Below are 14,413 nucleotides of genomic sequence, written 5' to 3'. Positions count from 1 at the left end.
ATATGACAGCATCTGTTGCTCGCTTTATCGAAAGTTTCATCCCTGAAAATTACAATCTTTTCTTGGATATTAATCGTTCTGAAAAGACTTTTACAGGGAATGTTGCCATTACAGGTGAAGCTTTCGATAATCTCATCTCCCTTCACCAAAAAGACCTTACCATTAATTCAGTTCTCTTGGATAATGAATCCTTGAACTTCCAAATGGATGATGCTAATGAGGCTTTTCATATTGAACTTCCAGAAACTGGGGTTCTAACAATTTTCATAGAATTTTCTGGCCGCATCACAGATAACATGACTGGTATTTATCCATCATATTACACTTACAATGGTGAAAAGAAGAAAATTATTTCAACACAGTTTGAATCTCATTTCGCCCGTGAAGCTTTTCCTTCTGTTGATGAACCAGAAGCAAAAGCAACTTTTGATCTTTCATTGAAATTTGATGCTGAAGAAGGTGATACTGCCTTCTCAAACATGCCAGAAATCAATAGCCATTTGCGTGAAGAAACTGGAGTTTGGACATTCGAGACAACACCTCGTATGTCTACATACCTTCTCGCCTTTGGTTTCGGTGCTCTCCATGGTAAAACAGCTAAAACAAAAAATGGCACTGAAGTTGGTGTCTTCGCTACAGTTGCACAAGCAGAAAATAGCGTTGACTTCGCTCTTGATATTGCAGTTCGTGTCATCGAATTCTATGAAGACTACTTCCAAGTCAAGTATCCTATCCCATTATCATACCACCTTGCTCTTCCTGACTTTTCAGCGGGTGCCATGGAAAACTGGGGTCTTGTTACCTATCGTGAAGTTTACCTCCTTGTAGATGAAAATAGCTCAGCTGCAAGCCGTCAACAAGTTGCCCTTGTTGTTGCTCACGAATTGGCTCACCAATGGTTCGGTAACCTTGTTACCATGAAATGGTGGGATGATTTATGGCTTAACGAAAGTTTCGCCAACATGATGGAGTATGTTTCAGTGAATGCTATTGAACCAAGCTGGAACATCTTTGAAGATTTCCAAACAACTGGTGTACCTCATGCTCTTCAACGTGATGCAACAGACGGCGTACAGTCTGTCCACATGGAAGTCAATCATCCAGACGAGATTAACACCCTCTTTGATAGTGCTATTGTTTATGCCAAAGGTAGTCGTCTTATGCATATGCTCCGCCGTTGGTTGGGCGATGAAGCCTTTGCCAAAGGGCTTAAAGCTTACTTTGAAAAACACCAATATAACAATACTGTTGGACGTGACCTTTGGAATGCTCTTTCAGATGCTTCAGGTAAGGATGTCTCTAGCTTCATGGACACATGGTTAGAGCAACCAGGATACCCAGTGGTTAGTGCAGAAGTTGTTGATGATACGCTTATCCTTAGTCAAAAACAATTCTTCATTGGTGAACATGAAGACAAAGGGCGACTTTGGGAGATTCCATTGAATACAAACTGGAATGGGCTTCCAGATACACTTTCAGAAGAGCGTATTGAGATTCCAAATTATAGCCAGCTTGCTACTGAAAATAATGGAGTTCTCCGTCTTAATACAGCTAATACAGCACATTACATCACAGACTATCAAGGACAACTCTTGGACAATATCTTAGAAGATTTTGCAAACCTTGATACTGTAAGTAAACTACAAATCTTACAAGAACGCCGTCTTCTAGCGGAAAGTGGACGTATCTCGTATGCAAGTCTAGTTGGTCTTCTTGATCTTGTCGAAAAAGAAGAAAGCTTCTTGATTTCTCAAGCTAAATCTCAAATCCTTGATGGTTTGAAACGCTTTATCGATGAAGATACAGAAGCCGAAGTGCATTATAAAGCCTTGGTACGTCGTCAATTCCAAAATGACTTTGAGCGCCTTGGTTTCGATGCCAAAGAAGGGGAGTCTGATGAAGATGAAATGGTCCGTCAAACAGCTCTTAGCTACTTGATTCAAGCAGACTATCAACCAACAGTCCTTGCAGCCGCAAATGTTTTCCAAGCCCATAAAGAAAACATAGAAAGCATTCCAGCAAGTATCCGTGGCCTTGTTCTCATCAACCAAATGAAACAAGAAAACAGTCTTTCTCTTGTTGAAGAGTATATTAATGCATATGTGGCAACAAACGACAGTAACTTCCGTCGTCAATTGACCCAAGCACTTTCATATCTTAAAAATCAAGAAGGTCTTGACTACGTACTAGGTCAGCTAAAAGATAAAAACGTTGTTAAACCGCAAGATTTGTATCTCTGGTATATGAACTTCCTCAGCAAATCTTTTGCTCAAGAGACCGTTTGGGACTGGGCTAAAGAAAACTGGGAGTGGATTAAAACAGCTCTTGGTGGCGATATGAGCTTTGATAGCTTTGTTACTATCCCAGCAGGAATCTTTAAAAATCAAGAACGTCTTGACCAATATATTGCATTTTTTGAGCCACAAACAAGTGACAAAGCTTTGGAACGTAATATTTTGATGGGAATTAAAACAATTGCTGCACGCGTAGACTTAATTGAAAAAGAAAAAGCTGCGGTTGAATCAGCTCTTAAAGATTATTAATATAAAAAACAAGCTTTCCATGAAGGAGAGTTTATTTTTATTTACATTGAGTTACATAATTTTAGGTCTGTTAACAATCGTAAATAAAATTATCATTACATAATTAAATATATGTATAATAAAAGTAATCAAGCCAAATCGGAATGGTTTTGATTGGTTAATCATAAATTATCTAGAGCATTTTTTTGCTCATCATTTACAATATGGGTGTAAAGATCAGTGACCTGAGTGGAAGAATGACCAAGTTGATGACTAACTAAAACTTGAGACTTAGTAGCATCATAAAGACGTGTTGCCAAAGTATGACGTAATTTGTGGGGAGTGACACGAATCTTGAAATCCTGAGAATACTTAGCAACCATTTTTTCGATACTTGAAGCATCAATACGGTTGGGAACGCCTCGATATTCTGTTAAAAATAGAGCAACATCTTGCTTTTCAGCCTTATAGCGTTTATTACGTATGCTAAGATAGTTTTCAAGATAGGGTCTTGCAAAACTTGCCACATTAACCGAGTCCCGTTGACCACCTTTTCGAGTAACGTCAATAACCATCATTTTTAAATTGATATCTTTAAGGTCCAGATTCACAGCCTCAGAGAGTCGAACGCCTGAAGACAGCAGTAGGGCAATGATAGCTAAATCACGCTCTTTATTCTTATAAAACGAAGATTTAGCACGATTTGAGAGCTTGACTTCGTATCCATTTTCTACATAATCAAGGAACTTCATGGTTTCATCGCCTAGAAAAAGTTTTTGTTTGATATTCTCAGCACGTGCAGCCAAGGTTTCTTTCTTTTTCTTAGTCGAAATTTTTTTCATGACATTACGATAGAAATATGGTTCACCATCAGGTCCCTCGACCTCCTCAGTTAAATACTTATAGAGACTAGATAGAGCTGAAAGAGTACGATTAATGGTTATTTGAGAGACACCCTGTTTCTTTGAATAGGTATTTAAAGATGGACGTTCACGTAGATAGAAGACAAAAGATTCCATATCTTTTTTAGTTAGATTCTCCAAGGTTTTGATATGAACTGAGGTAATATCATCAGCATCTGAAATACCTGTGTCAATTAACCAGTTAAAAAAGCGTTTATATTCCTTGAGATATTCATATAAGGTTGTGAAAGAATACGGTACAGATAGTTTAGATTGATAATACTCCAAAACAAACCAAGGCATAAGAGATTTGTATTCTTCAATTTTTTCTAGTAAGAGTTCACGTTTCATTAATCTTATTCTCCATAATTACTTAAATTACTTAGTAGAAGTATATCACACCCTTATATTTCTTTCAAGAAAATTACAGTTTTTCGGAAAGATGTTATGAGGTGTTCTTCTCTTATGGGCTTTTTAGGTTTGCTGGCCTATGCTATTAAAAACTTACTAATCATCTACAATAATTTACGCATACAAAAACAACCTGGAGTTTGCCAGATTGTTTTTCAAACAATGATTAAGCTACGATAGCTTTTGCAACCTCCTCAGTTGTCATGCGTGAGAAATAATGCGTTGTGTCAATGGTTTTGAGTTTTGCCAAGACATCTTCGTACTCGTAAGGTATACCGATCAAAAGTTCTTCAATATCAGATACATCTCCAATACCAAAGAAATCTCCGTAAATCTTAACAGATTTAATAATTGAATTTTCAACATTTGCATAGGTAGAAATCTTACCAGCTGGGTAACGGACATTACGTTCTACTGTGTATTCTGGAGATTGGCCATATGTCCAGTCCCATGTATTGAATTGTTTCTCATAAGACTCTTGAATCTTAGTCAATTCGTCTTCAGAAAGGACATATTCTGTCATTTCTGGGTAGAATTCTTTCATTTTTTCCAATATTTTATCTGAGAATTCATTTACAGTGATTTTTTCTGGCAATTCGTCTACAATGTTAGTCACACGAGCACGTACAGACTTAACGCCTTTAGATTCAATTTTGTCTTTGCTGACTTTAAGGGCTTGACCAAGAACGGACATATCAACGTCAAAGAGTAAGCAACCATGGTGCATCATACGACCTTTATAGTAGGCTTGGGCATTTCCGCAGAATTTTTTACCATCGATCTCAAGATCGTTACGGCCAGTAAATTCAGCCTTAACGCCCAAATCAGCAAGTGTTGCGATTACCGGTTGAGAGAAAGTCTTAAAGTCAAATGCTCCTTCATCTCCCTTATTTGAGATGATAGTATAGTTGAGGTTGTTCAAATCGTGATAAACAGCACCACCACCAGATAGACGACGAACGACCTTAATATCATGAGCATCAGTATACTCTTTGTTAATCTCTTGAATGGTATTTTGGTGTTTACCAACAATGATAGCTGGACGGTTAATCCAGAGAATGAACAATTCATCTTCATTTACCAATTCACGAAAGGCATAGGCTTCCAAAGCAATATTATAGGCAGGATCATTTGATGTGTTTACGATATATTTCATGAGGTCTCCTCTTGTAATGTGGTACCTATATTATAATGGAAAACAGTGACAAAGTACACGAAGATGGACGGATTCTTACCTAGAAGGAGAATCTAGAACAACAAAAGACGAAATCCATTATCTAAAATACTCTAAGTCTAAGACTTACGATTCATCAAATAAAGAAGCATATATTAATGATATACTAAATTATCAATCGAAATAACATAATCTTATTTATGTAAACACAGTTAATTATCCTATTGGCTGTGTTTTTTCATGCAAAAAAAACAAGACCATTTCTGATCTTGTTTTCCTTCTATGCAACTAGGCTAATATTTTGTGTGCCAGATATCTTTGTCATATTGTTCGATTGTACGGTCAGATGAGAAGAATCCTGCTTTAGCAATGTTGTAGACAACTTTCTTGTTCCATGCATCTTGATCTTCGTAAGCTGCGTATACCTCTTCTTTCTTCTCGATGTATTCGGCCAAGTCAATCAATGTCATGAACCAGTCTTTAGAGATAAGTTCTTTGTAAAGACGTTCCAAACGTTCTTTATCCCCAACTTTTACAAGGTCCTCGCTTACGATAAAATCAACAGCTGCTTTGATGTTAGCATCATTTTCGTAGTAATCACGTGATACGTAACCTTCTTTTTTATAAAGGTCGATGATTGTATCAGAGTCTTTACCGAATATGAAGATGTTTTCTGGTCCTACCAATTCAGCAATCTCAACGTTGGCACCATCCATTGTACCAAGTGTAAGGGCACCATTAAGCATGAATTTCATGTTACCTGTACCTGAAGCTTCTTTAGAAGCCAATGAGATTTGTTCTGAAATATCTGTCGCTGGGATAAGGTGTTCAGCAACTGTTACGTTGTAGTTCTCAACCAAGTGGACGTTGAGGTATTTGCTTACTTCTGGATCATTATTAATGAGTTCAGAAAGTGATAAGATTAAGTGAATGATGTCTTGAGCAATAACATAGGCAGGAGCTGCTTTACCACCAAAGATGATTGTGATTTTACGTTTTGGAAGGTTTCCTTTTTTGATTTCCAAGTATTTGTGGATGACATACAAAGCGTTCATTTGTTGACGTTTGTATTCGTGGAAACGTTTGATTTGTGTATCGATGATTGAATTTTCGTCAAGATCAATACCTTTATTGGCTTTAAGGTAACGCTTAAGAGCTAATTTGTTATCATATTTGATTTGAGACAAACGTTTGTGTACTGCAGGATCATCTGCAAAGGCAGCTAATTTCTCCAATTGAGTGGCATCAGTAAGGTAATCATCTCCAATTAACTCTTTTATGTAATCAGCAAGTTCTTGGTTAGCGAATTCCAACCAACGACGGAATGAAATACCGTTTGTTTTGTTGTTGAAACGTTCTGGGTAAAGGTCGTAGAAAGGTTTCAACTCAGATTTCTTAAGGATTTCTGTGTGAAGCTTTGCAACACCGTTTACGCTTGTAGAGAAGTGGATATCCATGTGGGCCATGTGAACACGGTTGTGTTCGTCAATAATTTGAACACGTGGATCATCGAATTTGCCACGAACGATGGCATCCAATTTCTTGATGATAACAACAAGGTGTGGAACAACTTCTTCAAGATAGTCAAGAGGCCATTTTTCAAGGGCTTCAGCCAAGATAGTGTGGTTTGTGTAACCTACCATTTTGCTCACAATTGCTACTGCTTCATCAAATTCAAATCCATGTTTTTCTGTCAAAAGACGAATCAATTCAGGGATAACCATTGATGGGTGAGTATCGTTGATTTGTACGTAAGCGTAATCTGGAAGATCGTGAAGGTTAGAACCACGTTCGATAGCTTCGTCAATCAAAAGTTGAGCAGCGTTTGATACCATGAAGTATTGTTGGTAGATACGCAAGAGCTCACCTTTACGAGTTGAATCGTCTGGGTAAAGGAAGAGTGTCAAGTTCTTTTGGATTTCATCTTGATCAAAAGTGATTCCTTTTTCAATTAAACCATAGTCCAAACCATTGATATCGAAGAGGTTAAGGTAGTTCTTAGTTTCTTTCTTGTAACCTAAGACATCCAAACGGTCCAAACGAGATTTCAAAGTGAAGTTTTTGAATGGAACATCGTAAGAGATATCAGTTGGAATCAACCATGATTGATCTTCAATCCAGTAATTTGGTTCAGCATATTGTTTGTTATCTTTGAAGACTTGTCTGAAAAGACCACAGTGGTAGTTAAGACCGACACCTTCACCGTTAATGCCAAGTGTTGACATAGAATCTATGAAACACGCAGCCAAACGTCCCAAACCACCGTTACCAAGAGATGGTTCTGGTTCAACATCTTCGATTTCACTGATTAATTTTCCGGCAGCAGCTAATTCAGCTTTCACATCTTTATAGATACCCAAGTTAATCAGGTTATTAGACAAAAGTTTACCAATCAAGAACTCAGCTGAGATGTAGTAAACTTTACGTTTACTATCATTTTTAGGTTTTGGAGCAGCTACTTCTTTTACAAATTCTAACAAAAGGTAGTAGATCTCTTCGTTTGAAAGTTCTTTAAGGTTTTTTTTTTTCGCTTCAACGTAATTTGTAAATGTAGACATTTTAATTATTTCCTCGATTATATCTTTTTGTAATATCAGTCAAAAATTCTTTCTTATCAACAGTGATTTCACCTGGAAGCATACGCCATTTCCAGTTTTTTCCAACTGTGTTAGGGATGTTTGTACGGCTATTTTCATGTTTATCAAGAATATCTTGCATAGTCGCAATAGCTGTGTTACTTACTGTTGCGAAGAGTGTGCGAAGAAGGGCACGTGTGATTGGTTCACCTTGACGACGGTTGATATAAGCATCAGTGTAATCACGTTGCTCTTGTGTCAAGTTATTATACCAACCATTGATAACTTCATTATCATGTGTACCAGTGTAAGCCACTGAGTGTTGTGTGTATGCGTGTGGAATATCAATGCTGTTACCAGTGGTATCATAGAAACCAAATTGAAGAATCTTCATTCCTGGGTAACCACAGTCTTCAAGGAATCTACGTGTTTTATCATCAATATAACCAAGGTCTTCGATAATAATCTTAAGATCACCTAACTCTTCTTTAACCACTTTAAAGAGTTCATAACTAGGTCCTGGAACCCATTTACCATCTTTAGCAGTTTCATCTCCACCAGGAATTTCCCAATAATCAGAGAAACCTTTGAAGTGGTCGATACGCAAGCAATCATAAAGTTTGAATGATTCTTGAATACGGAAGACCCACCAAGCATAGATTTCTTCTTTGTGTTTTTCCCAATCATAAACTGGATTCCCCCAAAGTTGTCCTGTTGGTGAGAAGTTATCTGGTGGAACTCCGGCAATGTAACGTGGCTTACGTTCAGCATCTAATTTGAAAAGGTGTGGTTGAGTCCAGACTTCCACACTATCAGCTGAAACGTAGATTGGCATATCACCAATAATTTGAATACCGTTCTTATTAGCATAGGCTTTCAACTCTGCCCATTGGCTAAAAAAGAGGTATTGCACAACTTGATGGTATGTGATACGATCAGTAAGTTCTTTGCGAAGCTTTTCAAGAGTTGCTTCATCACGTTCAATCGCTTTTTTATCATCCCAATCTTGAAGGGCTTTGTTATCAAAGTATTCTTTGATAGCCATGAAGTCAGCATAATCTGCCAACCAGTAAGCATTTTCAGCTTTGAAAGTTTCAAACTTCTTAGTTTCGTTTTCATTTGCCAAGACTGCTTTGACTGCTTTTTCAAGAAGTGGGCGTCGTGCTTCGTAAACTTTAGCGTAGTCGATAAACTCTGGATCTGAACCAAAATCAGAACCTTCAACATCTGTTTCCGTCAGGAATTTGTCACGAATAAGGAAATCCAAATCGATAAAGTGAGTATTCCCCGCTATTGCTGAGAATGATTGGTAAGGTGAATCTCCATAACCTGTAGTAGTCAATGGCAAAATTTGCCAGTATGTTTGCTTTGTTTCTTTCAAAAAATCAACAAAGTCGTAGGCTGCTTGACCGAAAGATCCGATTCCGTAGTCACCTGGAAGTGATGCGATGTGCATCAAAACACCGCTTGCTCGTATGTTCATAAAGTTTACCTCAAATTATTTTTTACACTAGCGATTATAATGCAAACGGTTGCACAAGTCAAGAAATTAGTGCTCTGGATTTTCTGAAAAAAGATTGTCGATTTTCGGAAAAACGATTGTCTAGGTAATAAAAAATGGTTGCTAACTTAAGTTACCAACCAAAAGTAAATATTTAAACCTTTTTTATCCCATTGAGACACTTTCTCTTTCAATGAGTCTAAATGGAACTGTTATTTTCTGTGCCTTAGTTTGAGGATTTTTAAGAAGATCCAATAGCCTTTGGACGCTTTCCTTACCCAATTCTTTAATATTAATGTCATAGGTAGTTAGGAAAGGGTGCATGATTTCAGCAAAAATTGAATTATTGAAAGAGATAATGGCGTAATCTTCTGGAATTCTGATTCCCTGATTATTTAACCAGTGTATAACACCGTAGGGCAATCAAGTCATCTTTAACTATTAAGGCAGTCAGCAGTCAGTTGATAAGATTGCAAGCTCTCTATCAATGAATCAATGACTCTAGATGAAAAAACAAGTTCTGGATAAGTTTCTAAATTAAATTCGTTAGTCGCTTCAATATATCCTTGATAACGTTCTTGACCCACTTGACCAAAAAGATCATCTGTTACAAAACCAATTTTTTGGTGACCTTTAGCCCTTAAAAAATTAACAGCTTCTTGTCCAAGTTCTTTATTATCATTATCGATATAGGTTACTTTATCATTGTTATCAACTGCTGCTCCAACAACTACGAAAGGAACTTTTTCTTTCAATAGGTAGTCTTTAACCGGATCGTTTGTTTCTGAATAGAGAATGATAAAGCCATCAGCTCGTTTTTGACGATGCATGAGCTCGACCTGTTTAACTAATTCTTCAAGTGTGGCACCCGTAGCAATACTAACAACTTGAGAGTTAGAACTAGCTTCTTCATTAATGGCTGTTATAATCTCCATATAGAAGGGTTGGCTAATATTTTCACAGTCTGTTAAAGGAGGAAGAACAACACCTAAACTATGTGTTAAGCCTGTTGCCAACATTTGTGCTGCTGAGTTTGGTACATAACCTGATTCATCCATAGCCGCTCTTACTTTAGCTTTGGTTTCTTTTGATATGGACGGATTATCCTTTAAGGTCCTGCTTACTGTTGATGGGATAACACCAGCCCTCCTGGCAACATCTTTAATTGTAGCCATCATTTCCCTCTCATTCTCATAAATATTTCTTTATAGTCGTAAAATACAAGAATAATTATAAAAAAATAATTATAAACAAAACACTTGACATGTTATGATAACGGTTTCATAATGTATACCATAAAATAAATTTCTGGAGAGAATAGAGATGAAAAAAATGGCAAAAGGTATTACTTGGTAGTGTTGGACTTCTTGTGGCTGGTTCGCTTTTAGTAGCGTGTGGGCTCAAGCTCAAGCAAGAACTCAAGTTCGAATAATAAGACTTTGAAACTTTGGGTTCCAACTGGTGCCAAGAAATCTTATTCAGATACAGTAGCATAATTTGAAAAGAAATCTGGCTACAAAGTTGACATGGTTGAAATGGCAGATTCAAACGCTCAAGAAAACTTGACTAAAGATGCTTCTACTGCTGCAGATGTCTTCTCACTTCCACATGACCAACTCGGTAAGTTGGTAGATGCAGGAGCTATCCAAGAAATTCCAGAGAAATACTCAAAAGAAATTGCTGAGCAAGATACTGAGCAAGCTGCTTTAGGTGCTCAATACAAAGGTAAAACTTACGCCTTCCCATATGGTATCGAAACACAAGTTACTTACTACAACAAGTCTAAGCTTAATGAAGAAGATGTTAAATCATATGAAACAATCACTTCTAAAGCTAAATTTGGTGGCAACTTGAAAGAAGTTGATCCTTATGTAACTGCTCCTCTCTTCCTTTCAGTTGGTAACACACTCTTTGGTCCAAAGGGTGAAGATCCAAAAGGGACTAACTGGGGTAACGAGGCTGGTGTCAACGTTCTTAAATTCATCGCAGCTCAAAAAGACAACAAAGGATTTGTAAATGTCGATTCAGCTAACATGATGGCTAAATTCGGAGATGGTTCAGTTGATGCATTCCAATCAGGACCATGGGACTACGCAGCTGCTGCTAAAGTTGTTGGTAAAGACAATCTTGGTATCGCTGTGTATCCAACAGTTAACATCGGTGGCCAAGATGTTCAACAAAAAGCCTTCTTGGGTGTAAAACTTTACGCAGTAAACCAAGGCTGACGGTCGTTTTCACATGGGGCTTATGACTGTCCCTTTGATTGGGGTTTTGTTCTTCACAATCTTGCCTTTGATCTATATGGTCTGTTTGGCCTTTACTAACTTTGACCACAATCACCCAGCCCCTAAATCACTCTTCTACTGGGTTGGCTTCGCAACTTTTGGTCAAGTTTTAGAAGGTCGTATGGCTGGTACTTTCTTCCCACTTTTGACTTGGACCTTGATTTGGGCAGTTGCCGCAACAGCAACTACTTTCTTCTTCGGTATTGTCCTTGCCCTCTTGATTAATACTAAGGGGCTTAAATTCAAGAAAGTATGGCGTACTCTATTCATTATCACTATCGCCGTTCCTCAATTTGTATCACTACTTTTGATGCGTAACTTCCTTAATGATGATGGACCTTTGAATGGTTTGCTTCAAACCTTTCATATCACCCTTTCATATCACTAATGGACCTCTTCCATTCTTGACTGACCCATTGTGGGCTAAGTTCTCTATTATCTTTGTTAATATGTGGATTGGTATTCCATTTACAATGTTGGTCGCAACTGGTATCATCATGAACTTGCCAACTGAGCAAATTGAAGCAGCTGAAATTGATGGAGCAAGTAAATTCCAAATTTTCAAGAGTATCACTTTCCCACAAATTCTCTTGATTATGACTCCTTCTTTGATTCAACAATTCATCGGTAATATCAATAACTTCAACGTAATCTACTTCCTTACTGGTGGTGGACCTACTAACTCTGATTACTATCAAGCAGGTTCAACTGACCTCTTGGTAACTTGGCTCTACAAACTAACTGTTAGCGCTAAAGACTACAACTTGGCATCTGTTATCGGTATCTTTATTTTTGCCATCTCTGCAACATTCAGTCTCTTGGCATACACAAGATCATCTTCATTCAAGGAAGGGGCTGCTAAATAATGAAACGTAAGAAAAATCTATACCTAACTGGTATTTATATTCTATTGACAGTTTTAGCTGTTATATGGTTGATTCCGATTATTTGGATCTTCCTTATAAGTTTCCGTGGTGAAGGAGCTAATGCCGTACCATACTTCTTCCCTAAGACATACACTTTTAATAACCACATCAAATTATTCACCAGCGATGCTTATCCATTTGGAAAATGGTTCATCAATACTTTCATCGTTGCTACATGTACATGTATACTCTCAACTTTGATTACCGTTGAGATGGCTTACTCACTTAGCCGTATTAAATTTAAGCACAGAGACGGCTTCTTGAAATTGGCGCTTGTGCTTAATATGTTCCCTGGTTTCATGTCAATGATTGCGGTCTACTATATTATGAAGGCTCTCAATCTGACACAAACCTTGACATCTTTGGTTTTGGTTTATTCTGCTGAGGCTGCTCTTGGCTTCTACATTGCGAAAGGTTTCTTTGACACCATTCCTTACTCATTGGATGAATCAGCAATGATTGACGGGGCCACACGTCTTCAAATCTTCACTAGGATTACCTTACCACTTTCGAAACCGATCATCGTCTACACTGCCCTCATGGCCTTCATGGGACCTTGGGTAGACTTCATTTTTGCATCTGTTATCCTCGGTGACGTTAAAGATAAATATACTGTTGCCCTTTGACTCTACCAAATGCTTAACCGAGACGCTATCAATGAATGGTTCCTTCCATAACTTTACAAAAAGCCAGCCAATAAACTTGTTGCTGGATTTATCGGAAGTCCTGCCATGAACTTCTTCAATGTCAAAGTTGATGGCAATCATATCACTAACTCTGAAGGTTTGGATATTGTGATCTCTGAAGGTCAAGCTAAAATCTTAAGGGAAAAAGGTTATCAAGGTGTCGTTATATATGTGAATCGTCGTTTTATCATTAATAATGAACGAACGATGGTAAGTCAATTATGATCTCTCGTATGTAAGAGAACATAATCTAAAATAACAGCAGAAACCAGTGCTGTCAACGGTTTTAGGCTATTTAAGAACTATTCTAAAGAGTAGATAAGAATGATTCTAGATAAGAAAAAACCAAGGAATTCTTACTCCTTGGTTTTTGACTATTTATTGTCCGGCATATTTTGAAGCTTCTTCAAAAATCAATTTAGTTGATTCCAAACCACCACCTGAGAGGTACCACAAATCTGAGGTAAGTGTAACAATATGCCCATTTTTACCAGCATTTGTTTCTTGTAGAAGGCTATTATTTAGAATATCAGAATTCTGTGTATCATCACCACCAATAGCTAGTGTACGGTCAATTACAAAAATGAAGTCTGGATTTACTTGGTTAACACTTTCAAAGCTAAGAGAAAATAAATGATAACCTCCACCTTTTTGTTCTTTTGAAGCTTTCTTCTCATTTTTCTCATCCTTGCCTTTTTTACCTTGTTTTCCTCCACCATGGGTTTCATTTGGAATTTTCAAACTTGTTGGTTTAAAGCCTAGGCTGTTGTAGATAAATGAAAAGCGACCTTCCGGTGATACACCAGCTATATTCCCCTCATTAAGCATGACTGTCAAAGTTGTTGACTGAGTATCCTTATTGGCTTCTTGCGCTTTTTTAACGATTTGATCAATCTCTGAAAGCTTAGTTTTTGCTGTTTCTTCAGCCTTATCGCCAAATACCTTCGCAAGCTCTTGAATATTAGTCTTCACAGAACCCCAATAGTCTTTTGAGCTTGTTTCGAAATAAACTGTTGGTGCAATTTTCTTGAATTCTTCCATTTGGCCTTGTGTACGATTAGATAGAATGATTAGGTCTGGCTCAAGCTCTGCAATCTTTTCCAAATTAACTTCTTTCAGATTACCGACATTAGTAATGCCTTTTTTATTTTTGAAATCACTGAGGTAGCTTGGTAGACGATCTATTGGTAAACCAACAATACTATCTTCTTTACCAAGTGCTCGAATGGTATCAGCTACACCATAATCCAAGACAACGATTTTTTTAGGATTTTTAGGTACTTTATTATTACCTGTAGAGGTTTTAATTGTAACAGTCTTTTCTTGAGTTGCACTACTGTTTTTTCCTGAGCCATTTGAACAAGCCACAAGAGTAAGAACTGATACAAGCGCTACAAGAGCTAAAAACAATTTACGCTTTTTCATAAATT

Annotated in this window: 6 protein-coding genes and 5 pseudogenes; 5 read left to right on the top strand and 6 right to left on the bottom strand. The window is 37.4% G+C overall.

The genetic code is table 11. The annotated features are described in order from the left end of the window. Nucleotides 1-2: 2 nt before the first annotated feature. Nucleotides 3-2,543, top strand: a complete 2,541-nt coding sequence (locus NSQ85_RS06885) for a M1 family metallopeptidase (RefSeq protein ID WP_179974511.1) — start codon at nt 3-5, stop codon at nt 2,541-2,543. 161 nt (nt 2,544-2,704) lie between these two features. Here NSQ85_RS06885 and xerS read toward each other — a convergent pair whose 3' ends face one another. From xerS to NSQ85_RS06860, 5 genes and pseudogenes are all read right to left on the bottom strand, one after another. Further along, nucleotides 2,705-3,775, bottom strand: a complete 1,071-nt coding sequence (xerS, locus tag NSQ85_RS06880) for a tyrosine recombinase XerS (RefSeq protein WP_179974512.1) — start codon at nt 3,773-3,775, stop codon at nt 2,705-2,707. Nucleotides 3,776-4,001: 226 nt separating this feature from the next. Beyond that, nucleotides 4,002-4,991 carry a lipoate--protein ligase gene (locus NSQ85_RS06875; RefSeq protein ID WP_179974513.1) on the bottom strand — a complete coding sequence of 330 codons (990 nt, stop codon included), beginning with the start codon at nt 4,989-4,991 and terminating at the stop codon, nt 4,002-4,004. A gap of 311 nt (nt 4,992-5,302) precedes the next feature. Further along, nucleotides 5,303-7,567, bottom strand: coding sequence for a glycogen/starch/alpha-glucan family phosphorylase (gene glgP / locus NSQ85_RS06870; RefSeq protein ID WP_340781469.1), 2,265 nt, complete (start codon nt 7,565-7,567; stop codon nt 5,303-5,305). 1 nt (nt 7,568) lies between these two features. Next, nucleotides 7,569-9,068: a 4-alpha-glucanotransferase gene (malQ, locus tag NSQ85_RS06865; RefSeq protein ID WP_340781468.1), complete on the bottom strand. Its 1,500-nt coding sequence runs from the start codon at nt 9,066-9,068 to the stop codon at nt 7,569-7,571. 183 nt (nt 9,069-9,251) lie between these two features. Next, nucleotides 9,252-10,261 (bottom strand): annotated as a pseudogene (locus tag NSQ85_RS06860) (LacI family DNA-binding transcriptional regulator). 194 nt (nt 10,262-10,455) lie between these two features. On the opposite strand from NSQ85_RS06860, the pseudogene NSQ85_RS06855 reads away from it, so the two are divergent. From NSQ85_RS06855 to NSQ85_RS06840, 4 pseudogenes are all read left to right on the top strand, one after another. Continuing rightward, nucleotides 10,456-11,305: pseudogene (locus NSQ85_RS06855) on the top strand (extracellular solute-binding protein); the annotation flags it as partial. Further along, a pseudogene (locus NSQ85_RS06850) lies at nt 11,301-12,237 on the top strand (carbohydrate ABC transporter permease); the annotation flags it as partial. The pseudogenes NSQ85_RS06855 and NSQ85_RS06850, both read left to right, overlap by 5 nt. Further along, nucleotides 12,237-12,920: pseudogene (locus NSQ85_RS06845) on the top strand (sugar ABC transporter permease); the annotation flags it as partial. The pseudogenes NSQ85_RS06850 and NSQ85_RS06845, both read left to right, overlap by 1 nt. Before the next feature lie 54 nt (nt 12,921-12,974). Beyond that, nucleotides 12,975-13,142: pseudogene (locus NSQ85_RS06840) on the top strand (sugar ABC transporter ATP-binding protein); the annotation flags it as partial. Nucleotides 13,143-13,361: 219 nt separating this feature from the next. Here the strand turns inward: NSQ85_RS06840 and NSQ85_RS06835 are convergent. Beyond that, nucleotides 13,362-14,408 carry a siderophore ABC transporter substrate-binding protein gene (locus NSQ85_RS06835; protein ID WP_179973739.1) on the bottom strand — a complete coding sequence of 349 codons (1,047 nt, stop codon included), beginning with the start codon at nt 14,406-14,408 and terminating at the stop codon, nt 13,362-13,364. Nucleotides 14,409-14,413 lie beyond the last annotated feature (5 nt).

Source organism: Streptococcus sp. FSL L8-0526 (assembly GCF_038007145.1).
Classification (GTDB): domain Bacteria; phylum Bacillota; class Bacilli; order Lactobacillales; family Streptococcaceae; genus Streptococcus; species Streptococcus thermophilus.
This window is presented reverse-complemented; position numbering and strand designations above follow the sequence as displayed.